This window comes from Magnetospirillum sp. (assembly GCA_027532905.1).
GTDB lineage: Bacteria > Pseudomonadota > Alphaproteobacteria > CACIAM-22H2 > CACIAM-22H2 > Tagaea.
Window position 1 is genome coordinate 1 of record JAPZUA010000004.1, and the last position, 22,880, is coordinate 22,880.

16 protein-coding genes are annotated in these 22,880 nt (G+C 65.2%); 8 read left to right on the forward strand and 8 right to left on the reverse strand.

The genetic code is table 11. The features are described from left to right. Positions 1 to 321: 321 nt before the first annotated feature. Genes asnB through O9320_13870 form a run of 4 tightly spaced genes read left to right on the forward strand, consistent with a single transcriptional unit; the run spans position 322 to position 4,599 of the window. On the forward strand, positions 322 to 2,256 hold the full coding sequence (gene asnB, locus O9320_13855; protein MCZ8311932.1) for an asparagine synthase (glutamine-hydrolyzing): 1,935 nt from the start codon (positions 322 to 324) through the stop codon (positions 2,254 to 2,256). Between the two features lie 13 nt (positions 2,257 to 2,269). Continuing rightward, positions 2,270 to 3,409: a glycosyltransferase family 4 protein gene (locus O9320_13860; protein MCZ8311933.1), complete on the forward strand. Its 1,140-nt coding sequence runs from the start codon at positions 2,270 to 2,272 to the stop codon at positions 3,407 to 3,409. Beyond that, on the forward strand, positions 3,409 to 4,398 hold the full coding sequence (locus O9320_13865) for a hypothetical protein (protein ID MCZ8311934.1): 990 nt from the start codon (positions 3,409 to 3,411) through the stop codon (positions 4,396 to 4,398). Before O9320_13860 ends, O9320_13865 begins: the two co-directional genes overlap by 1 nt. 30 nt (positions 4,399 to 4,428) lie before the next feature. Beyond that, complete coding sequence (locus tag O9320_13870; GenBank protein MCZ8311935.1) at positions 4,429 to 4,599, forward strand: hypothetical protein; 171 nt, start codon at positions 4,429 to 4,431, stop codon at positions 4,597 to 4,599. Here O9320_13870 and O9320_13875 read toward each other — a convergent pair. Next, complete coding sequence (locus O9320_13875) at positions 4,596 to 5,180, reverse strand: GNAT family protein (GenBank protein MCZ8311936.1); 585 nt, start codon at positions 5,178 to 5,180, stop codon at positions 4,596 to 4,598. The genes O9320_13870 and O9320_13875 overlap by 4 nt on opposite strands. 224 nt (positions 5,181 to 5,404) lie before the next feature. On the opposite strand from O9320_13875, the gene O9320_13880 reads away from it, so the two are divergent. From O9320_13880 to purH, 3 genes are read left to right on the forward strand one after another with little or no spacing between them, the layout of a single operon-like run. Further along, complete coding sequence (locus O9320_13880; GenBank protein ID MCZ8311937.1) at positions 5,405 to 6,811, forward strand: DegT/DnrJ/EryC1/StrS family aminotransferase; 1,407 nt, start codon at positions 5,405 to 5,407, stop codon at positions 6,809 to 6,811. Then, positions 6,808 to 7,995 (forward strand): O-antigen ligase family protein, encoded by a 1,188-nt coding sequence (locus O9320_13885; protein MCZ8311938.1) that lies wholly within the window; start codon positions 6,808 to 6,810, stop codon positions 7,993 to 7,995. Before O9320_13880 ends, O9320_13885 begins: the two co-directional genes overlap by 4 nt. Before the next feature lie 38 nt (positions 7,996 to 8,033). Further along, a complete protein-coding gene (gene purH, locus O9320_13890) occupies positions 8,034 to 9,611 on the forward strand; it encodes a bifunctional phosphoribosylaminoimidazolecarboxamide formyltransferase/IMP cyclohydrolase (protein ID MCZ8311939.1) in 1,578 nt (525 codons plus the stop codon). On the opposite strand, the gene O9320_13895 is transcribed toward purH, so the two are convergent. Genes O9320_13895 through O9320_13905 form a run of 3 tightly spaced genes read right to left on the reverse strand, consistent with a single transcriptional unit; the run spans position 9,608 to position 16,654 of the window. Continuing rightward, on the reverse strand, positions 9,608 to 10,549 hold the full coding sequence (locus tag O9320_13895) for a class I SAM-dependent methyltransferase (protein MCZ8311940.1): 942 nt from the start codon (positions 10,547 to 10,549) through the stop codon (positions 9,608 to 9,610). The two genes, purH and O9320_13895, sit on opposite strands and share 4 nt — an antisense overlap. Before the next feature lie 10 nt (positions 10,550 to 10,559). Continuing rightward, positions 10,560 to 11,807, reverse strand: coding sequence for an MFS transporter (locus O9320_13900; protein ID MCZ8311941.1), 1,248 nt, complete (start codon positions 11,805 to 11,807; stop codon positions 10,560 to 10,562). Continuing rightward, positions 11,804 to 16,654 carry an NAD-glutamate dehydrogenase gene (locus O9320_13905; GenBank protein MCZ8311942.1) on the reverse strand — a complete coding sequence of 1,617 codons (4,851 nt, stop codon included), beginning with the start codon at positions 16,652 to 16,654 and terminating at the stop codon, positions 11,804 to 11,806. Before O9320_13905 ends, O9320_13900 begins: the two co-directional genes overlap by 4 nt. A 188-nt stretch (positions 16,655 to 16,842) precedes the next feature. Between O9320_13905 and O9320_13910 the strand changes: the two genes are divergently transcribed. Continuing rightward, entirely contained in the window at positions 16,843 to 17,772 is a 930-nt protein-coding gene (locus O9320_13910) for an FkbM family methyltransferase (GenBank protein MCZ8311943.1), read from the forward strand. Between the two features lie 3 nt (positions 17,773 to 17,775). Here the strand turns inward: O9320_13910 and O9320_13915 are convergent, their stop codons facing one another. The 4 genes from O9320_13915 to O9320_13930 all read right to left on the reverse strand — a co-directional run bounded on the left by O9320_13915 (position 17,776) and on the right by O9320_13930 (position 22,852). Next, positions 17,776 to 19,359, reverse strand: a complete 1,584-nt coding sequence (locus O9320_13915; GenBank protein MCZ8311944.1) for a radical SAM protein — start codon at positions 19,357 to 19,359, stop codon at positions 17,776 to 17,778. A gap of 97 nt (positions 19,360 to 19,456) precedes the next feature. After that, entirely contained in the window at positions 19,457 to 19,582 is a 126-nt protein-coding gene (locus O9320_13920) for a hypothetical protein (GenBank protein MCZ8311945.1), read from the reverse strand. 1 nt (position 19,583) lies between these two features. Continuing rightward, positions 19,584 to 20,660: a GDSL-type esterase/lipase family protein gene (locus O9320_13925; GenBank protein MCZ8311946.1), complete on the reverse strand. Its 1,077-nt coding sequence runs from the start codon at positions 20,658 to 20,660 to the stop codon at positions 19,584 to 19,586. Then, positions 20,657 to 22,852, reverse strand: a complete 2,196-nt coding sequence (locus O9320_13930) for a lysylphosphatidylglycerol synthase transmembrane domain-containing protein (protein MCZ8311947.1) — start codon at positions 22,850 to 22,852, stop codon at positions 20,657 to 20,659. Before O9320_13930 ends, O9320_13925 begins: the two co-directional genes overlap by 4 nt. Positions 22,853 to 22,880: the final 28 nt, after the last annotated feature.

Genomic DNA, 22,880 nt, shown 5'->3' on the forward strand with positions numbered 1-22,880 from the left:
CACAGCGTTTGAGCACCGCATTGGCAAGCCCAAGGGCCACGCCCAATTCGCTCGACATCGAACGCTGGGTCACGTTCGAATTATGCTCGACCGCCGACAGCACGCCCAGCAACAGGGCGGTCGAATCGCGGTCGATTTTGGAGGGCTGCGGATTTCTCATCAGGCCAACACCATACCGCGTTCACGAACTGAACGTCAACGGCGTTCAAAAATTGAACATTAATTGAAATCAGTGTATTAGCATCATATGAGGTCGTCCTTCGGACCTCTTGGCCCTTTTCCGTTTACAAAATGAACGAGGCAGAAGGAGACTGGCTTTTCATGTGCGGCATCGCAGGCTTGCTCGACCGACGCTTGCGCCTCAGGGCCGACGAATTGGCGGCCCATATGCGCCGCATGAACGACACGCTCGCCCATCGCGGCCCGGACGGGGCGGATATCTGGACCGACGAAGCCGCCGGCATTGGACTTGGCCATCGGCGCCTCGCCATCGTCGATCTGTCGCCGACCGGCGTACAGCCGATGCATTCGGCCGACGGGCGCTTTGTCGTCACCTACAACGGCGAGATCTTCAATTTCCGCGAATTGCGCGCCGAACTCGAAGCGACGGGCGTGCGCTTTCGCGGTACCTCCGACACGGAAGTGATGCTCGAAGGTTTTTCGCGATGGGGGGTGCGTGCCACGATCGAAAAAACCGTCGGCATGTTCGCGATCGCCCTGTGGGATCGACAGTCGAAAAGCCTATGGCTGATCCGCGACCGGCTCGGCGTGAAGCCGCTCTATTATGCCTGCGACGGCACTCGGCTCATCTTCGGCTCGGAGCTCAAAGCGCTGCGCGCAGCGCCCGATTTCGCACCGACCTTGGATCGAGAAGCACTCGTGGCCTATTTCCGCCATGCCGATGTACCCGGCCCGGTCACGATCTATCGCGAGGCCAAGAAACTACCGCCGGGCACAATGCTCGAATGGCAAGAGGGCAGCGAACCGCACATTGAGACCTACTGGTCGGCAAGGGACGTGGCCGTCGTAGGCCGCACACATTGGGCAGCGCCCGTCGACGACGCGACAGAAATCGAGAAACTCGACATTCTGCTGCGCGATGCGGTCGCAAAACGCATGATCGCGGACGTGCCGCTCGGCGCGTTTCTGTCGGGCGGCATCGACTCCTCGCTCGTCGTGGCGCTCATGCAGGCGCAAAGCAGCACGCCGATACGCGCCTTCACGATCGGTTTCGACGAGGCCGGCTACGACGAAGCCAAACACGCCAAAGCAGTCGCCGCACATCTGGGCTGCGCGCATACCGAGCTTTACGTCACGGCCGACCAAGCGCGCGACGTGATCCCGAAACTCGCCGAGTTCTACGACGAGCCGTTTGCCGACGCCTCGCAAATCCCCACCTATCTCGTGGCGCAGATGACGCGGCAGCACGTGACCGTGGCTCTGTCCGGCGACGGCGGCGACGAGAGTTTTGCGGGCTATAATCGCCATGTCTGGGCCGACCGCTTGGAAAGCGATCTGCGCTTTTTGCCGCGCTGGCTCAGGCGGACGGCGGCAACCGCCATGACGTTGCCCGGCGAAACCGGCTATCGGCTCTTGAGCGCGTTGCTGCCCGCTGCCAAGCGGCCGGTGCGCCCGGCCGAAAAAGCGGCGAAGATGGCAGCCTTGCTGCGCGCGGACGATCCGTCGGCGATCTATCGCGGGCTCGTGAGCCAATGGCCCGATCCGCGCGCGTTGGTGCCGGGTGCCGTCGAGCCCGACGGCCCGATCTGGGACAAAAGCATCGCGGCCGACATGCCGGAATTCGCCGCGCGCATGCAGCTTCTCGATACGCTCACCTATCTGCCCGACGACGTGCTCACGAAAGTCGATCGCGCCACGATGGCGGTGGGTCTCGAAGGGCGCAATCCGCTGCTCGACCATCGCGTGGTCGAAGCCGCGTGGCGCTTGCCGCCGCATATGAAGCTGCGCGGCGGCGACGGCAAATGGATCTTGCGCGAGATTCTGGCGCGCTACGTGCCGCGCGAATTGTTCGAGCGGCCCAAAATGGGCTTTGCCGTGCCCATAGGTGCATGGCTGCGGGGGTCCCTTCGCGACTGGGCGGCCGATCTGCTCGATCCCGCCGACATCGCTGCCGACGGCATCTTGACACCCGCCCCGATCGCGGCCGCATGGGCCGCCCACCAGGCGGGCGAGGACCGCACCTATGCTTTGTGGACCGTGCTGATGTTCCGAAGCTGGCAGAAACGCTGGGGATAGGGCATCAAGCGCCATGCGCATCCTGCAGCTTTGTGCCGTCGACTTCACGCTCTACCATTTCCTGCTTCCGCTGATGCGCGGGTTGCGCAGCGCCGGGCACGAGGTCGTGGGTGCCTGCGCACACGGTAATCTCGTGGCCAAGATCGAGGCCGAAGGGTTCCGCGTGATCGACGTGCAGATCCGCCGCTCGGCCAATCCGCTTGCTTTGTGGCGCAGCTATCGCGCGATCCTGGCGACCTTGCGCGCCGAAAAATTCGACATGGTGCATGTGCACACGCCCGTCGCAGCGCTTGCCGGGCGCCTGGCCGCATGGTGCGAAAGCGTGCCTAAAATCGTCTACACAGCACACGGCTTCTATTTCCACGAACATATGCCTTGGCCCAAGCGCTTCGCGCATATCGGTCTCGAATGGCTGGCGGGCCGCACGACCGATCTCTTGCTCACGCAAGCGCAAGAGGATGCGGCAACCGCCCGCCGCTTGGGCCTTGCGCGCGGCCCCATCCATGCGATCGGCAACGGCTCGGACCCTGCGCGCTTCCGCCCTGCCTTGCCGCACGAGACCATGCGCGGCGATATCCGCGCGCAGATGGGAACGCCGCCGGACCGGCCCGTGATCTTGATGGTCGGGCGCCTCGTCGCCGAAAAGGGCTATCCCGAACTTGTCGAAGCGATGCGCAACGTCGATGCCGAATTGTGGATCGTGGGTGCACGGCTGGCGTCCGACCATGCCGACAGTGTCGATGCGGCACTTCACGCCGCCGAAAACGATCCGCTCTTGAAATCCCGCATCCGCCTGCTCGGCTACCGCTCGGACGTGCCCGAACTCTTGCGTGCGGCCGATATTTTCACGCTGCCCTCGCACCGCGAAGGCATGCCGCGCTCGATCATCGAGGCGATGCTCTCGGGTCTGCCGGTCGTGGCGACCGATATACGCGGCAGCCGCGAGGAAGTGATCGACGGGCAGACCGGCCTGCTGGTGCCGTTGCGCGACGCAAAAGCGCTGGCGGCCGCCCTGCAGCGCCTCGCCGGCGACCCGGCTTTGCGCACGAAGCTGGGAGCCGCAGGCCTCGCACGCGCCCGCGACCTTTACGACGAAGCCAAGATCGTCGAACGCCAGATTGCCCTGCTCGAATCGCGCGGCAACGCGCTCTAATGTCGCGTAGCGGACAGATACTGTTGGTTGTCGCGGAGGCCGGCGCTGCCGATTTCATCGCCCCCCTGCTCGGCGAATGGCTTGGCAACCGCCCGCCGCCGTTCGCGTGGCACGTTGTCGCCGCACCGGTCCCCGCAACGCGGCTCTTGGCAACGGTGCCGGCCGTAGAACCCGAAATGACCGTGGCGCCGGACGCGAATGCCGACATATCGCCCCTGCTCGAGGGTACGCGCGCACTCGTCGCGTCGGCCGGCCGCTCGCGCATGATCGAAACCTACGCGCTGCGTTCCGCCAGACGCCGCGGGCTTCCGTCGCTGCAGTTCGTCGATGCCTGGAACAGCATGCCCTACCGCTTCGAGCGCGACGGGAAGTTCGAAATCGCCGACCACGTGTTGATGATCGACAACACGGCGATCGAAAACGCAGTCGCGCTCGGATTGCCGCGCGAACGCTTCGTCGCCGTCGGCCACCCGGCATTCGAGCGCGCACCGCTGCTTCCCGAGACGGACGACACTGCCGTTTTGGTTCTCGGGAGTCCGCTGCGCGAAATAATGGGCGACACGCTCGGCTACGACCAGGATGACTGCCTTGAAATCGTCGCGGCGGCCGCGGCCAAGCGCCCCGATCTCCTGCCGAAGCTTCTCTACGCGGCACATCCGGGGGAAACAAAAATGCCCGGCGGGATCGAGCGCGTCGAAACCGGTGCGGGCCTTTTGCGTTGCGCCACAGTCATCGGCAGTTTCGCGGCACCCATGGTCAGCGCCTATCTGGGCGGGCGGCGCGTCGTCAGCGTCCAGCCGTTGCTTCCCGAAGGCAACTTGTTCGAGCCCTCGCGGCGCGGCCTCGTGCGATGCGTGTCGGGCGCCGACGGGTTGATTGCCGCGCTGGAAGAGAAACCGAGTCCTGCGGACGGTTTCCGCGATCTTTTCCGCGCAAGCACGGCCCGTGTCGCCACCGAGATCGAAAGCTTTGTCGCCAAAACAGGCTGATGGTCGTGCCATCCTGAATGCCGTCGTCGCGTGCGCTCAAAGGCGCTGGCCGCCCCCCTCGCCCAGCTGGACGACGACGCGGTCTTGTGGGCAAAGATCGGAGCAGCCGGCCTTGCCCGCGCACACGATCTTTACGACGAAGCCAAAGTGGTGGCCTGGCAACTCGATTTGATCGAGGCGCTGCGCGTGCACAACGCCTAGGCGGCCGCAAAACGCGCGAAAAACAGCAGATCGACCGGCACGCCGTCGACGATCTCGTGCCGGCATTTTGTTGCTTCGAGTTCCATGCCCGACGCTTCGGCCAAGCGCCGCATCGCGCGATTGGGGGCTGCCGTCCCGCACGTGAATTTGCGCACGACCCGTTGGGAGTCCAGCCAGTTGAGCATGAGCATCCACGCTTCGCGGCCGCAGCCCTGGCCCCAGACCTGCTTGTCGCCGACCAGAATGCCGAGATCGGCTGTACCATGCGGCACGGCGCGATAGACCGTCATCGTGCCGACAGCGCGGTCGTCGGCCAGGCGGCGAATGCTCAAGAACAGGTTTTCCGAACCGGCGAAGCTTGCCAGAAACGCCGCAGCGCTCTCGGCCGTGTGATGCACGAAGCGCTGGTTGCTGTAGCGCACCACCTCAGGATCGTTGAGCCAGCCCAGATAGGCCGCATCGATGTCGCTCGGCGCGAACAGGCGCACGCGCGTTCGCGTCCCCACCAACCCGTCGGACGCCCTCAGGCGATCGGCGAGCGGTGCCGCACGGGCAGCCATCGGCGTGGAATTGGGTTTCAAAGGCGTGCCATCTCCGCCGAACTTGGTACGCGAAACAGGGGGCAAGGGTCAAATGATAGGATGGGATTCCACAGCGCCCGTACCCCAATGCGCGCACGGCCCAGGGCGGCTGGGCGGAGATGCCAAAAACGCACGGAACTAAGTTGCGCTCTTTGGCGTTATGGCATAGCTGAATACGCGTTGCCCAAACACTTCCTGCCTCCCGCAAAAAGGTCGCCAAAGCCGTGCCGTCACCCGTTGCCCTCGACGAATTTCTGATCCGCGACACGGCCCCGCTGGGCGATACCGCCAAACGGCTGGCCGAAAGCCGCTACGGGCTGCTGTTCGTCGCCGATGCGGCGGGCCGCATTCGCGGCCACCTTGCCGCAGGCGATCTCGCGGCGAATGCCGCAGCCCGCACGGCAGGCGACGCGTGCCTGCCGGGCACGGTCGCCGGCCCCATCGCATTGGAGTTGGACGCAGACGGCCGGCCCTTGAAGCTCGCAACCCCGGCCGATGCGCGCCGCGTGCCGATCGCCGAACCCACGCTGGGCGGCAACGAGCTCAAATACGTCACCGAATGCGTGACCACGAACTGGATCTCGAGCCAGGGCAGCTTCGTGCGCCGCTTCGAGACCGAGTTCGCGGCCCTGCTCGGCGTGCCGCATGCGCTCGCCGTGTCGAACGGCACGGTCGCCTTGCATCTGGCCCTCGCCGCCTACGGCATTGGCCCGGGCGACGAAGTCATCGTGCCCGATCTCACTTTTGCAGCCACGCTCAATGCCGTGATCTACACCGGTGCCACGCCCGTGCTGGTCGACGTCGCCCCCGACACTTGGAACATGGATCCCGATGCGGTCGCCGCCGCCATCACGCCGCGCACCAAGGCGATCATGCCGGTGCATCTCTACGGCCAGCCCGCCGACATGGCACTGATCCTCGCACTCGCCAAGCGCCGCGGCCTTGTCGTCGTCGAAGACGCGGCCGAGGCGGTGGGTGCGAAATGGAACGGCATTGCGTGCGGGGCGATCGGCGACTGCGGCACGTTCAGCTTTTTCTCGAACAAGCTCATGACGACCGGCGAAGGCGGCATGGTCGTGTTCAAGGACGACGCGATCGCCGCGCGCGCGCGGCGCTTGCGCGACCACGGCATGAACCCGCAGCGCCGCTACTGGCACGACGAAGTCGGCTTCAACTATCGCCTCACCAATCTGCAGGCGGCGATCGGCTGCGCGCAGCTTGAGCAGCTCGCGGGCTTTCTCGAAGCGAAGAAGCAGCTCTCGGCGCACTACAATCGCCGCTTTGCCGGCATTGCCGAAATCGAGTGCCCGACCATCCGCGACGGCTTCGAAAATTCCTACTGGGTCTACACGATCGTGCTCGACTGCGCCGCACTGGGCATTTCGCGCGACGCGTTCATGGCCAAGCTCGCGGCAGCCGGCATCGACACGCGCCCGATCTTCTACTGCATGCACGACATGCCGCCCTACAAGGGTTTTGCCGGCAACCGCGGATTTCCGGTCTCGGCGCGCGTCTCAGCCAACGGGCTCAGCCTGCCCTCCTCGACGTCGATAAGCCAAGCCGAGCTCGACTTCGTGGCCGACACGGTCGTGCGTCTGGTCGCAGCCCATAGGCTTGCCGCAGCGGCATGAACCGGCCCGCCGTCGCCGATTCGGTGCTGATCGCAGCAGCGGCCGCAATGCCACTGATTGCGGTCCTTGCGCCCAACGGACTGGCCGTGCTGCTTGCCGTTGCCGGCGCCCTCATAGCACTTTTCGATTCCCAAGCGCGGCGCCTGACTGGGGTGCCGCGTTCAATTCTCGTGATCTTTGCAGCCCTGTTGGCGCTTGCACTCGCCTCGTGCCTGTGGGCACCCAATCCGTTCGAGGGGCTGGACGGAATCGCGCGCTCGGCGACGGCCGGCCTTGCCGGTCTTGCCGTGCTGTCGCAGGCGCTGCGCCTCGACAGCGTCCAGACGGAACGGTTCAAAACGGCACTCCTGGGCGGCTTCTGCATCGGCCTCGCGATCGTGCTCGTAGAGATGGTGAGTCGACTCATGATGCAGCCGCGCGATTCGATATTCGTTCGACTGTTCGGCGAGCCTGCAGCGAGCGATGCCTTTCTCAACCGACCTAAAACCGTGCTGGCGCTGCTGCTACCGCTTGCCCTCGCTATAGCACGGCGGCGTATCGGGCCGCTTGCTCCTGCGGCTCTGGCCGCAGGCTGCGCTTTCGCGTTCGTGGTGGGGGAAAGCATGGCTGCGGCCTTCGCCCTCGCGGCCGCCCTTGGCGGTGCAGTCGCGTTCCGGTTCGTCGGGCCGCGCGCGATCGCCGCAATCCTGGTCGCCTGCGTGCTGGCGGCACCGCTTGCGACCAAACTGCCGACTCTCGACTCGCTCGCCGAGCGCCGCGATCTGACCGTGTCGATCTACCATCGTGCGGCGATCTGGCAATTCGTGGGAGAACGTATTTCCGACAAGCCGGTCTTCGGCTGGGGCATGCATGCTTCGCGCACGATGCCGGGGGGCCACGACAAGATCGACGGCCAGGCCGAGAAGATCCCGCTGCATCCGCACAATGCGCCGCTGCAGATCTGGCTCGAACTCGGCGGCGTCGGGGCGGCCCTGATGGCCGCCCTGCTCGGCTTCCTTGCAATCAATTGCAACGGCCCGCCGCTGCGGCGCACCGTGCTGGGGGCCACGTTGGTCACGGCCGTCGTCATCGCGTCGCTGAGCTACGGCATGTGGCAGGGCTGGTGGTTCGCCACGTTGTGGCTGCTGGCCGCCATGGCCGTCGCGGCGAGTCCAGAATCGCTGGGGCGCCGCAGCGCTTCGTGATAGGGAAACGGCTCCGACCAGCCTATCCCGGAGTCGCCATGTCGCAGGTCCGCATTCGCCGCGCTCTCTTGTCCGTTTCCGACAAAACCGGCCTCGTCGAATTCGGCCGCGCGCTTGCCCGGCACGGTGTGGAAATTCTGTCGACCGGCGGTACCGCCAAGGCGCTTGGCGACGCAGGCCTTGCCGTAACCGACGTCGGCACGCATACGGGCTTTCCCGAGATGATGGACGGGCGCGTCAAAACGCTGCACCCGACGGTGCATGGCGGCATCCTCGCGCGGCGCGATGTGAAGGACCACGCAGAGGCGATGGAAGCGCACAAAATCGCTCCCATCGATCTCGTCGTGGTCAATCTCTATCCGTTCGAGGCGACCGTCGCCAAAGGGGCCGCGTTCGACGACTGTATCGAAAACATCGATATCGGCGGCCCGGCCATGATCCGCTCGGCCGCCAAGAACCACGAATTCGTCGTCGTGGTCGTCGAACCTTCGCAATACGCTGAACTCGGCGCGGCGATGGACGCGAACGCGGGCGCGACGCCCCTCGATCTGCGCAAGCGTTTTGCCGCCGCTGCCTATGCGCGCACGGGCGCATACGACGCCGCCATCTCGCGCTGGTTTGCGGGCGAACTCGGCCAGACCTTCCCCGAGCGGCTCAATCTTACGGCCACGCGCACGCAGGCCTTGCGCTACGGCGAGAACCCGCACCAGCAGGCGGCGTTCTATGTCGACGGCTCGAAGCGCCCCGGCCTTGCGAGCGCGCGCCAGATCCAGGGCAAAGAACTCTCCTACAACAATCTCAACGACACCGACGCCGCGTTCGAAGCGGTCGCCGAATTCGAGGACGCGGCCTGCGTCATCGTCAAACACGCCAACCCGTGCGGCGTGGCGCGCGGGCACGACATCCATAGCGCGTACCTGAAAGCGCTCGCCTGCGATCCTGTGTCGGCGTTCGGCGGCATCGTCGCCTTCAACCGCGCACTCGACGGGGCGACCGCGACCGAGCTTGCCAAGCTCTTCGTCGAAGTGATCGTGGTCCCGGCCGCGGACGAAGCCGCACTCGCCGTGCTCGCGGCCAAGAAGAATCTGCGCCTGCTGCTGACGGGGGCAATGCCCGATCCGCAAGCGGCAGGCCTCACCGTGAAGTCGGTGTCGGGCGGCTATCTCGTGCAGACGCGCGATGCGGGCCGCATCCGCGAAAGCGATCTCAAGATCGTGACCAAGCGCGCGCCCACGCCGGGCGAACTCGCCGACCTGCTGTTTGCGTTTCGTGTCGCCAAGCACGTCAAATCGAACGCGATCGTCTATGCCAAGAACGGTACCACGGTCGGCATCGGGGCGGGCCAGATGAGCCGCGTGGACTCGGCGCGCATCGCCGCCCACAAAGCCGCCGACGCCGCGCGCGACGCGGGCGAAGCGCAAAGCCGCTGCATCGGCTCGGTCGTGGCATCGGATGCGTTTTTCCCGTTCGCAGACGGGCTGCTCGCGGCCGCGAACGCAGGGGCGACCGCCGTGATCCAGCCGGGCGGCTCGGTGCGCGACGCCGAAGTCATCGCCGCCGCCGACGAAAAGGGCCTCGCAATGGTCACGACCGGGATGCGGCATTTCCGGCACTAAGCCGGCGCCAACACCGCGCAGAACTGGTCGCCGCGATGCTCGGCATTGAGCTTCGCCGCACGTGCGTCGAACGCGGCAAGCTCGGCTTTCGAGAAGAGCGGCTGCTTCTTTGAATGCGCGTGCGGATCGGCGAGCGGAATGCCGCGTTTGTACTGTTCCGAGCCCCAGAACTGGAAACCGTCAGAATCGTCGTCGAGCCGTAGCACGCGAAAGCCGTGCTGCTTGGCAAGGCGCGTAAAACTCTCGCGGCTGTGTAAGTAAAGATGCCTTGGCGCATCGAGCTGCACCCAGTCCACGCCGTAGATGTCGAATGCGGCCGACGAACAGGTGGGCACGCGCATCAGCGCAAACCCATCGGCCGCCACCAGGCGCCGCGCTGCCGCCATCGCCGCGTGCTGGTCGGGCAGATGTTCGAAACTGTGGTGGAACATCACGAGGCGGTAGCTGCCGCCGACGTCGTCGAGTGTGGCACGCCGCGCGATCGTCGCGCCGTCGAGCAACACGTCGCCGTCGAGATGCGCGTCGATGCCTTCGGCTGCAAAGCCGAACTGGCGCAGGCGTGCCACGCGTGCACCCTTGCCGCAGCCCACATCGAGGATCGCGTCGCTGCGCGCAATGCCCAGCTCGCCCAGCAGCCGCAATTCGCGATTGGGTTTTCTGCCATCGAAAAACCAGCCGAGCAGACCGCCGCTGCGCTCATACGCCCAAGCAGCACCCAAGCGCCGTTTGAAGCTCGGGCGTTTGGGCAACGCCCCTTCGAGCGAGTAATAAGCGGCCGGATAATACTGCGCGAGATCGGCCGGAACTTTCGCGATCTGCAGCGCCCCGCAATCGCCGCATTCGAAATAGTCGAACGTCTCGCGCGTGCCGTACATCATCTCGCGCGCGAGATGATGGCACTTGGGTGCGGCGTTGCAGATATGGCAGACGAGGCTCATGACCCGATGTTTAGCGGATGTCGGGCACTTTGCGCCACAGCACGAAAAGGCCGAGCACGAAAAACGGCAGGATCGTCGCCATGCCCACGCGTTGGCTCTCGAAAGCCAGCGTGACCGTGCCCAAGATCGCCGGGCCCAGGAAGGCCGTGATGCGACCCGACAGCGCAAATAAGCCGAAGACCTGGCCGCGCTGGGCTTCGGGTGCGAGGCGTGCGGCAAGCGAGCGGCTGGCGGCCTGCACGGGACCGAAGAACGGACCGATCGCAACGCCCAACACCCAGAACGCCGTTTTGGATTGGACCACAAGCAGGGCCGCCCCGATCGCGGTCAGGCACACGAGCCCGATCATGATCGTCTTGCGCGAGCCCAAGTGGTCGTCGAGCCACGCAAACGCAAAGGCGCCGATGCCCGCACTCAGATTGAGGGCGATGCCGAAGACGATGACCTCTTCGAGCTTCATGCCGAACGTGCCCGCGGCATAGATCGCGCCGAACGCAAACAGGGTCGTGAGCCCGTCGGTATAGATCATGTTGGCAAGCAGGAACCAGCCGATCGCCGGATTGGCTTTCACGAAGCCGCGCAACGCGGCCATGTCGGCCAAACCCTTCTTGATGGCCGCAAGCGGCGCCATCTGCGGGGGGCCTTCGCGCAACACGAGCAGCAGCGGCAACCCGAAGACGAGCCACCAGATTGCGGTGAACGGGCCGACGATGCGCACATGCTCGGCCGCCGAGCGGTCGAGCCCGAAGGGCGGTGTCGCCGTCTGCACGAAGCCGAACAGGAGGACTGCCAGGCACACGATGCCGCCGACATAGCCAAGCCCCCAGCCCCAGCCCGACACGCGGCCGATCTCGCCGGGGCCGGCGACCTTCGGCAACAGCGCATTGTAGAAGATCGTCGCAAGCTCGAACGCGACCGTAGCGAGCGCAAACAGCACGAGGGCGAGCATCGCCGACGACGGATCCGGCTTCGCCCACCACAGGCCCGCGCATGCGCATGCCGCCAGCAGCGTAAACGCCGCGAGATAGGGCTTCTGGCGCCCGCCATGGTCGGCGACCGCACCCAGGATCGGACCCAGCAGGGCGATGCAGAGGCCCGCGATCGCCGCCGCATGGCCCCACATGGCGGTGCCCGTCACCGGATCGGGCGCGACGTTCTGCGTGAAATACGTTGCGAAAATGAACGTCGTGATCACGGCCGGGAAGGCCGACGAGGCCCAGTCGTAAAGGCACCAGCTGAAGACGGTCTTTTTCGTCAAGCGCCGGCCCCGGCGACGAGAGCGCGCAATTCGCGGCCTGCAACCGTGAGCGCCGCAAGATCGGCGGCCCCGCCGGCGCGCAATTCGCCGAGCACGGCTTCGTAGCGCGCCACGCCGGCTTTGTGCAGCGCCAGGAACGCGTCGATGCCGGCGGTATCGCCCGCGGGATCGGCGGTCAATGCGCGCACGGCAAGGTCCGTCTGCTGCGCGTCGAGATCGTCGACCGTCGCCGCGATCGCGCGCACGGCCCATGTGCTGCGCGCCGGGATGCGGGCGGCCGTCTCGCGCAGCCAATCGAAGCCGAGCCTTGCACCCAATGCGAAGTAGATCTGCGCCACATGGCGCATGCTGGCTTTCGTCTGGCGCTGGATGCGTACGAGATCGAGCGCTGCCGCAAGGTCGCCCAAGGCGGCCACGTCGCTTGCAAGGCTTGCGGGCACGCCGCCCGCGACAAGTTTGCCGGAACGCGCGGCGAATGCCGCCTGGCGCTCGTAGTCGAGGGCCGCCCCGATCTCGCGCTTGAGCTCGGCAATGCCGCCGCCGTAGATGCCCAAAGCTGCCGCAATGTCGAAAGCGGGCTCGAGATTGCGCAAGATCCACGTTGTGGCCTTGTCGAGAATCTCCATCGTGGAGCGCAGCATGCCGAGATGCAACGCTGCTTCAGCCTTGTTGTCGAGCGCTTCGACCTGCGCCCAGATGCCGAGCAGCCCGAACGCGTCGCGCGCGAGCAGATAGGCGCGCGCCACGTCGCCGGGGCTGCACGCGCTGCGCTCGCCCTGGTCGAACGCAAAACCGATGCCGCAGCGATTGACGAGCGAGTTGGTGACCATCGTCGCCACGATCTCGCGGCGTAGCGGATGTTTGAGGATCGCGTCCTTGTGGCCGCGGCGCAGCGCATGCGGGAAATATTTGACGAGATCGCCGGCAAGATACGGATCGTCCGGCAGCCTGCTTGCCAACAGATCCTCGTAGAGCCCCATCTTGGCGTAGGCGAGCATCACGGCAAGCTCGGGCCGCGTGAGGCCCTTGGACGCCGCCGCGCGTGCTGCCAGCGCCTCGTCGTCGGGCAAAAACTCGATCGCCCGATTGAGGCGGCCGGTCTTCTCCTGATGGCGCATCAACCGCGCAATGCGTTCGATCCCGGCCGACCCCTCGGCCTCGGCCAAACTGATCGCCTGGGTCTGCAGATAATTGTCGCGCAAGACCTGCAGGCCGAGCTCGTCGGTCATCTCGGCGAGCAGCACGTCGCGCTGTTTGAGCGTCATGTCGCCCTGCGCCATCACGGCACCGAGCAGGATCTTGATATTGACCTCGTGATCGGACGTAGCGACGCCGGCCGAATTGTCGATGGCGTCGGTGTTGATGCGCCCGCCCTTGGCCGCGTATTCGATGCGACCGCGCTGTGTTGCACCCAGATTGGCCCCTTCGCCCACCACGCGCGCGCGGATGTCGGCCCCGTTCACGCGGATTGCATCGTTCGCACGGTCGCCCGCCTCGGCGTTGGTTTCGCTCGAGGCTTTGATGTAGTTGCCGATACCGCCGAACCACAGGAGATCGACTTCGGCCAGCAGCATCGCTTTCATGAGCTCGAACGGCGTGGCGCTGTCGGCCGCAATGCCGAATAGCTGCTTGATCTCGCGGGTGAGCTTGATCGACTTCGCCTTGCGGTCGAACACGCCCCCGCCCTCGGAGATCAGCTTCGTGTCGTAATCGGCCCAGGACGAGCGCGGCAGCTTGAACATGCGCGCGCGCTCGGCAAACGCCGCCTCGGCGTCCGGATTGGGGTCGATGAAGATGTGGCGATGGTCGAAAGCACCCACGAGCTTCGTGAAGCGCGAACGCAGCAAGCCGTTGCCGAACACGTCGCCCGACATATCGCCAACGCCCACGCAGGTATGCGCTTGGCTCTGCGTGTCGATGCCCATTTCGCGGAAATGGCGCTTGACCGCTTCCCAAGCCCCGCGCGCGGTGATGCCCATGCCCTTGTGGTCGTAGCCCGCCGACCCGCCCGAGGCGAAGGCGTCGCCGAGCCAATGGCCGTATTCGATCGATATCGCGTTGGCGATGTCGGAGAAGGTGGCCGTCCCTTTGTCGGCCGCGACCACGAGATAGGGATCGTCGCCGTCGCGCCGCACGACGCTTCGGGGCGGCACGATTTTGCCGGCCACGATGTTGTCGGTGATGTCGAGGAGCCCGCGCATCAGCGTCTGGTAGCAGGCAATGCCCTCGGCCATGTAGGCCTCGCGGCCCGCTTCGGCCGGCGGCGGGCGCTTCACGAAGAAGCCGCCCTTCGAGCCCACGGGTACGATCACGGCGTTTTTGACCATCTGGGCCTTGATGAGACCCAGGATTTCGGTGCGGAAATCCTCGCGCCGGTCGGACCAGCGAATGCCGCCGCGCGCGACCTTGCCGCCGCGCAGATGCACGGCTTCCACGCGCGTCGAATAGATCCACACTTCCACGAGCGGGCGCGGCAGCGGCAGTTCGTCGATCCTCTGGCTGTCGAACTTGATCGACAGATACGTCTTGGCCGCACCGTCCGGCCCGGCCTGGAAATAGTTGGTGCGCAACGCCGCCTGCAGCAGATTGAGGAAGCGGCGCAGGATGCGGTCTTCGTCGAGATTGGCGACGTCGTCGAGCAGATGCGCAATTTCGACGACGATGCCGCGCACGGTCGTATCGCGGTCGCCCGAAAAAGCCGGGTCGTGGCACGCCATGAAGAAGTCGACCAAGCGGCGCGCGATCTTCGGGTGGCGGGCGAGCGTGTCTTCCATATAAGGCTGGCTGAACGGAATGCCCGCTTGGCGCAGATAGGCGGCCAAAGCGCGCAAGACCGTGACCTCGCGCGTCGACATGGCGGCCGACAGCACGAGCCGGTTGAAGCCGTCGGACGCGGCATTGCCGGCCCACACGGCGGCAAACGCCTCCTCGAACAGCGGCTTCACGCGCGCCAAATCGACGACGCTGCCCGCATGCACCACAAGCGAGAGATCGTGCATGTAGACGTCGCCTGCCGCGCGTGCGGCGGCGGCGTTGAGCGGCTGGATACGAAACGGCTCTTCCGTCATCACTTTGAGGCCCATGCTCTCGAGCATCGGCAACACGTCGGACAAAGGGACCGGCGAGTTGCGGTGGAAGATGCGCAAGCGCAATTCGTTTTCGGCCGCTTCGACGCTGCGATAGAGATTGAGGGCGAGCGTGGTTTCGCCGGCGAGGACCGCTTCGATCGAAGCGATATCGGCGACCGCCTGCTCGGGCGTGAAATGCTCGCGATACGCGGCCGGAAAGGCCGATTGGAAGCGGCGCAGCTTGGCAAGGCCGCGCTCTTCGCCGGCGGCTGCCACAAGCACGTCTTTGAGACGGTCGGCAAAACCGCGCCCGGCCTCGACGAGCTGTGCTTCGACGTCTTCCACGCGAATTTCCGGGATCGCTCCCGGCGTGGTGCCGACGATGAAATGGCAGCGCACAAGAGCGCTGTCGTCGGCCAAGGTCACGTAGAAGGCCGATTTGCGGCCCGCATAGGCCTTGGCGAGGATCGTGTGGAAATTGTCGCGCAGCTCGGTGTTGAAGCGGTCGCGTGGCGCATAGACGAGGGCGGACACGAACCGGTCGAACGGATCGCGGCGCAGGAAGAGGGCGATGCGCTGGCGCTCCTGCAGACGCAGAATGCCGAGGGCCGTCTCGTAGAGCTCGTCGACCGTGCTCTGGAACAGCTCCTCGCGCGGATAGGTCTCGAGGATGTGCTGGAGCGCCTTGGCATTGTGCCCGTCGGACGCAAAATCGGCCTTGGCGACGACGGACGCGACCTTGTCGCGCAGCAGCGGGATTTCGCGCGGGCGCTGCATGTATGCAGCCGAGGTGAACAGGCCCAAAAACACTTTTTCGCCAACGACCGTGCCGTCGGCGTCGTAGACCTTGATGCCGATCGCATCGAGATAGGCCGCCCGATGCACGCTTGAACGGCGGTTGGCTTTGGCGACGCGCAACAGGTCGGGCGCGCGCACAAAATGCTGCAAAGTGGCCGGCAGTTCGGCGATGCGGCGCAGCACGTCGAACACCACGAAGCTTTCGGTGCGCGCAAGCCCGAGGCCGGAGCCCGCCTTTACCACACTGCGGAAGGTCGTGCCTTCGCCGTGGTATTCGTATTCGCGATATCCCAAAAAGGTGAAATTGTCGGCCGCAAGCCACGCGAGGAAATCGCGCGTGGTGGCGATTTCGGCGGCCTCGCGGGGCGGCGGAGCTGCCGCAAAACCGTCGACGACGCTCTGCACATGGCCCAGCATCGTGCGCCAATCAACGACGCAGGCACGCACGTCGTCGAGCACGTCCTGGATGCCGTCGCGGATAGTCTCGAGTTGGGCTTGGTCGCCTTGCGCGTCGATCTCGACATGCATGAAGCTTTCGCGCCCCCCCTCCTCGCCGAGGCCGAGGGCCGCCCCGCCCTCGTCGCGCACGACCGCAACGACCGGGTGGATGACCAAATGAACGGACAATTCGCGCCGGTTGATTTCGGCCGTGATCGAATCGACCAGGAACGGCATGTCGTCGTTGACGATCTCGACGACCGTGTGGTTCGAGTGCCAGCCATGTTCGGACAGGCGCGGATTGTAGACGCGCACTTTGGCCTTGGCGGGCCCGCGCGCGCGCCCAAACGACCACAGAGCCAGCGCCGAGCCGTAGAGATCCTCGGGGCTGCGCTCGGCGAGGTCGTCGGCCGCGACATTCGCGTAGAACCGCTTGATGAAAGCCTCGGCCGTATCGGCGGCGGCCCCGGACATGCGCTGGCGGGCAAGGCTTGCCACGCGCGCGAGGATCTCGGTCTTGCGGCTTTCGGCGCGGATCGGCATGGCAGCTCCCCGGATGAATCCCGATTTTACACTTGGGACCGTGATATTTCTGCGACATCATAGGCCGAATTGTTGCGGCCGGGCAAAAGCTCGGGCATTTTCGCCGTAACTATCCCACTCTGGGGGTGGAATATAGGGGCGCGAAAAGCCGTTGCTGGGGGTCCGGAAAGGGTAGATTGAGGGCAAAAATGACGTTACTTAAGGCAAACAGCCAGTCGCAAGAGCACCCGCCTTTGTCCGCAAACCTGCCCCCATCGGCCGATCCGACGTCCCCTGCCTGGGTCCCGCTGTTGGCGTGGTGCACGCGCCGCTTCCATCCGAAGGGCACGGACCGCGTCGTGCGTGCACTCCATCCGCCCGGCAACGCGCGGCCGGTGCGCACCGTGCTCAACTACGACCAGGGCATGGTCATCAATATCGACACGCACTCGTTTCTCGAGTGGTACATCTATTTTTACGGCGCCTTCCGCCCGCAAATCTCGAAGCTTTTGAACCGCATGCTGCGCCCGGGCCAGGTCGCGTTCGACATCGGCTCGAATATCGGCATGCATGCGATGATCATGGCCAACCGCGTGGGGCCCACGGGCCAAGTGCACGTGTTCGAGCCCGATCCGCATCCGATGGGCCGGCTCAAAGCCAACATGAATCTGAACGGCCTTGCCAACGTGGTGTTGAACCAGGCAGCGATTTCGAGCCGCACGGAAACGCGCCAGCTCTTCTTGCACGACGACACGATCGGCAATTTTGCCAATGCTTCGCTGCAGGCCGCAAATGTCGGCCGCTCGACCACGACGATCGACATGAAAGTCTGGTCGCTCGACGACTACGTCGCCGCCAACCCGATCCCGCGCTTGGATGTAATCAAGCTCTTGGCGCAGGGCGAGGAATGGAACGCGCTGCAAGGCGGCATCGAGACGATCAAGCGCTACCGCCCGAAAATCTTCTTCCTGTGGGAGCCGTCCTACTGGGCACGCCAGTCGCTGTGCCTGATGGACGCGGTGCGCTTCTTCAAGGAACTCGGCTACGCCGCGTATCAAGTCGAGTTCGGCGCACGTCGCCCGGTCACCGAAGAAATCCCGATGGGCCAGGTGCTGCTGGCAGTCCCCGACCGGCTTTAGGGCTTACTCGACGGCTTGGCCCTGGGCCGCCGTGTTGCGCAGGATGAAGTCGGGCAGGCCCTGACCCATCGAATGCTCGAAGCGCATCGCCGCACGGCCCGGATTGAACGGGATGTTCAGCACGTCGCGCACGCGCGTCTCGAGCTTGTTGCGCTGGGCGACGATTTCTTCCGAAGACAGATGGTCGGTGAACACGAAGGCGCGGTAGCCGCCGTTCGGATCGCCCTTGTAGTATTCGGGCGTCGTCATGAAGTCGACCTCGTAGGAATGCAGCCGGTCGCCGTGCTTGCTCTGCGTGAAGGTCCACACACCCTTCTGGCTCTCGTGCGGCACCGCGAGATCGTAGTAGGGCGTGCCGGGATAGGTGGTGATGACCGTGCAGTCGAAATCATCGACCTGCATCTTGATGAGCCAATCTTCGATGTCCTGGATCGACTGGGCGGATTCGCCCGGATGGCCGACCGACATCAGCGCCTTGATCTTGAGATTGTGGCGCTTGGCGATCTCGACCGCGCGCGTGTTGTCGTCGAGCGAGGCGCGCTTCTCGATGTTTTCGAGGATGCGCGGGTTGGCGGCTTCGAAGCCGCACAGCAGCCAGCGGAAGCCCGCCCGGTACATGGCTTCGGCCTGCGCGTCGGTGAACAGTTCCGACTTCACGAAGCCGCGCAGGCGGAACTCCACGCCGTGCTTCATCTGCAAGTCGGTGAGCGCGTTCATGAGCTCGACCATCGACTTGTTCACGTTCAATTCGTCGTCGTAGAACATGTAGCCGGTGTAGCCGTAGTCGAGATAGAGACGCTCGACCTCGTCGACGATCGCCTTGGTCGGGCGCGTGCGGATCACGCGCAGGCTCTTGGAGTTGCGCCCGCCGCAGAAGCCGCAATTGAACGGGCAGCCGAGCTGGGCGATGAGGCTCGTGGCCGGGAAGGATTCGACCGTGTATTTGTAGCTCTTCAAATCGACGAGATGGCGTGCCGGCTCCGGCGTGCGCGTGTAGATCTCGTCGTTCATGAAGAAGCCGCCCTTCATGTCGTCGCCATCGACGACCTTGGGGGGCTGGGCGAGCGTAATCGCGCTGAACACGGCAAGCTCGCCGTCGCCCGCCACCATCACGTCGAAAATGTCTTCGAGCTGCTTGGCGGCTTTGGTCGCACGGCCGAACGAGGTGCGCCCGAACTTGTTTTCGAGCTTCACGGCCGCATAGGTCAGCGTCACGTGCGGGCCGCCCAGCACCAGACGCAGATCGTCGCGCACGGCGCGCAGGCGCTGGGCGATCAACGCCACGGCCGGCAATTGCGGCGTGGTCGCGGTGATGCCGAACACGGTGTCTTGCGTCTTGCGCGCGTAGGTCTCGAGCGCGTCGAGATAATTGGCGATGCCCGACAGGTCGAGCAGGTTCACATGGATGCCCTTGCGCTCAAGGGCCGCCGCGACCTTCAGCACGCCCAAGCTCACGAACACGCGCTCGTCCAAAAGGAACGACGAGGGCGGGATCACCAGCGTGATCGACCGGTGGAACTGGTCGAGCATCGTCGGGAGGATTTTGGGCGCAAAATCCGGGAGGGGTGCGTGCAGCGGCAAGGCCATGGCGATCACTTGGTGCGGGGGGGGAACGGTTTGTCCACTCTTCGACGCGATAATGTAGTTTGGAACCGCTATAAAGGAAAGTGCTGGGAGTAACGACTTACCACATGGGATAAATATCTTTTGTCGCCTCTTCCTTGCTTTTGCGTTTGGCGCGCGCGCGCAGCACGGCGCCGATCCCGAGCACCAAAACCAACGCGACACCGCCGATCCAAAGCCACTCCATTTCAGGTTCCTCTTTCCGGGGACGAAAGCCTGAGCAGATTTTGCGCCAAAATTGCCTGCGCCACGATCTTCGCGGCGCGCGCAGCACCCGCCGGGGCAAAATGGACCGGATCGAGATAGTCGGCCGTCGGGAACCCGTCGCGCGTCTCGGGATACAGGATCTGGCCGCGCAAATCGACCAGGCCCTCGCCCAGGCGCTTGGCGAGATTTTCCAAAATCCGCCGATGCTCCCAGACCGCGCGGAAAGCGAGGTTGGTGGCCGGCGGCAGCGCCGGGTCGGCGGCGTCGTTGCGCTCGAGATCGCGATAGTTCGGGTTCACGAACAGCAGCCGAGCGCCTGCGTCGCGCGCGAGGGCCGCGAGGGCCGCCATATTCGCAGCGAACGCGTCGGGCGGATTGTTGGCGACATTGGCCGAAGGCCGGCGGCCGCCATGGGATTCGGTGCGGCGCACGAGTTCGCCGATGTCGCCCAGCGCCAAGACCGCGCGCCGCCGCAGCGCCGCGACGAACCCGCCCGCCCCGTGCGGCTCGAACCACGACCGCGAGAACTCGCGATAGTCGCGCGACAGATGCGGCAGACGGCGCGCATGCACGTCGTTGTGCGTGTAGTAGTAGACGACAAGGTCGGGCTGCAGCGGCACCACGTCGAACAGGCAGCGAAAAACGTTCTCGGCCGTGGTGTAGCCGCCGATGCCCGCATTGACCACCTCGATGGCGCGATCCGGCAAGGCGGCGCCAAGCGCTTCTTGCAGGCGGGCGGGATAGGTGTCGCGGTCGTCCACAATGCCGGTGCAGTAGGTCGAGGATTCGCCCATGCACACGACGCGCAGGCTGCCGGGCGGTTTTTCCGCTGCGATTTCCGCACCGCGAAAGCCAAGCGCGTTGTGGCGCGTGCGCCCGTCGGCCGACACCCAGCTGCGGTTGAGCGTGTAAAGCATGTACGGATGCGGCACATAACGCGGCGCTTTGAGGCCAAACAGCCGCGCCACCGCACCGGGTCCGCCGGGCCGCAGCAATGCGCGATCGCCCAGCGCCAGCACGCCCAGCAGGCGCAGATATTTCGCAAGATCCGCCGTCATCCGGGATTTCCCATCGCAGGGGGCGAGGCTACAGGCTTTGCCTGCGCCAAAACAACCCGCGCCGCCAAAGCCCCCAGCACGAGCCACCAGATGCGCTGGAAGGCGACGTCGTGCACGGTCGAGAAGACCGCGAAAAACGCGACCAGCAGCAGAGAAGCGACGATCGGCGGCGCACTGCTTTTGGCCCACATCGCACGATAGCGCCACGCAAGCCACAGCGGCAGGCTTGCCGCAACGAGTGCGCCGACGAGCCCGAGCTCGGCCAGGATCCAGACCGGCGTGGAATGCAGCACCAAGGCCGCCCCCGAGGCGCCGAGATTGAGGCGCACGATGGCGCCGAGGCCGCCGCCGACAAGAAAATTGTCGCCCCACATCGCAAGCCCGGCGCGGATCGTGTTCCAGCGCTCGGCGGTCGACGAGCCCGCCAAAACTTCGCTCGGATCGAAGATGGCGCCGTTTTCGGCCAGCAGACGTGCGACCGGCGGCGAAAACCAATTGGGGATCGCCCACCACACGAAGGCAAGCACGAGCGCGATCGCACCGGCCTGCACCAGCAGCATGCGGCGCGCCGGCCAGCGCCACAGCGTAAAGGCCAGCAGCATCGACGTTGCCGCAAGCCCCGCGATCGAACCCGCTTGCCATATGCCGAGCAGCAGCACGCCCAGGATCGCGCACCACAGCCCGGATGTGCCGGCGCGCAAGCGCACGCCCGCATAGGCAAGGGCAAAGCAGATGCACACCAACAGCTGGAACGAGAACGTGTTGCGGTTGCCCGAATAGCCCTGGAAATTGGTCGAGATGAAATAATTGAGTGCCCCGAAACTCAGCAAGGTGCGTTCGATCGAATAGACCGCGATCACGACGACGGCCGTGGCGATCAGCGATTCGGCCAAGCGTCGCCGCCCCTGCCCGCCGAACGATGCGACCATCAAAGCCCCGCACGCGGCATAGCCCAGCAGCACGAGCCAGCCGACCAGCCGGTTGCCGAACGCCCAGCTCGAAAAGCCGAACGAAAAATAGCCGCGCGCAAACGCAAAGGCGAACAGCAGGCTCAAAGCGCCGAGCCAATAGACAAACGGCTTGGCAAGGGCGACCGGCAGGCGGCGCGTGAAGGCGAGCTGCGCCAGCACGAGGCACAGTGCGAGCACCGCCAGCGGATCGGCGAGGTTCAGCGAAATCCAGCCGCCCGCAACCGAGGCCTGGATCTGGAAGAACAGGAAGAAGGCGGTGAGGTGTGCGAGCAGCAGCCCGGCGAGGCGATCGAAATCGGGCAGCGCATTTTCCGGCACGGCCGCGCGCACGGTTGCAACGGCCTCAGGCGCGCGGCGCGCCAGAAGCGGGGCCGTCGCCAGCACCACGAGTGTCGCGCACAAGCCCACGAGCACCGAGGCCGCAACCGCATCGTGCGACGACACGCCCAAAGCGCCGAACGCATAGATCGCCGCCACTTCGCGCACACCCCAGCCATTGACGCTGATCGGCAAACTCGCGGCGAAGGTCACGATCGCGGCCGCCCCCATCGCCTGCCAGAACGGCAGATCGACGCCGACTGCATCGAGGGCCGCCACATAGGCCGCAAACACGAGCAGATTGGCGCCGAAGCTGATCGCCGCAACGCTCCCGAAGCGCGCCAAGGCCGGACCCGACAGGAGCTTGCGCAACAAGGCTGCTTCATGGCGCGCCCCCGCCATGGCGAAGCTCAACGCCAAAGCGAGCGGCACCACGATTGCGGCCTGCACGAGTGGCGTGCGCGCAAGCGCCTCGGCCACCGTGTGGCTGCCGAACACGGCGACGAATCCTGCCGCCGCCGCCGCCAAACCCACGAGCGCCATAACGAAACGCTCGTAGCCCGAGGCGACCACAAGGGCCGGGGCCGGCACATTATGGCGGCGCAACACCAATTGGCGGCCGAGGATCGAACCGAATAGGTTGAACACGAACAAGCTCGAAACAAAACCCGAGACGCTCGCGCGCACTGTGACGGCCCAGGGAACGGCGCAGCCGAAATGTGCGAGCACGCGATGCAGGCGGAAAATCACCGCAACGAGATTGACGGCCATCAGCGCCAGTACGGCACCGGTCCAGCGCCAATCGAGATCGGCATAGCCTTCGACGATCTTATCGAGCCCGACCCACCAGGCGATCGCGAAAATCGCCAGCACCGTTCCGAAGATCGACAGAAGCCGCTTCATCGCCACAGTCGGACGTTCGATACAAGGG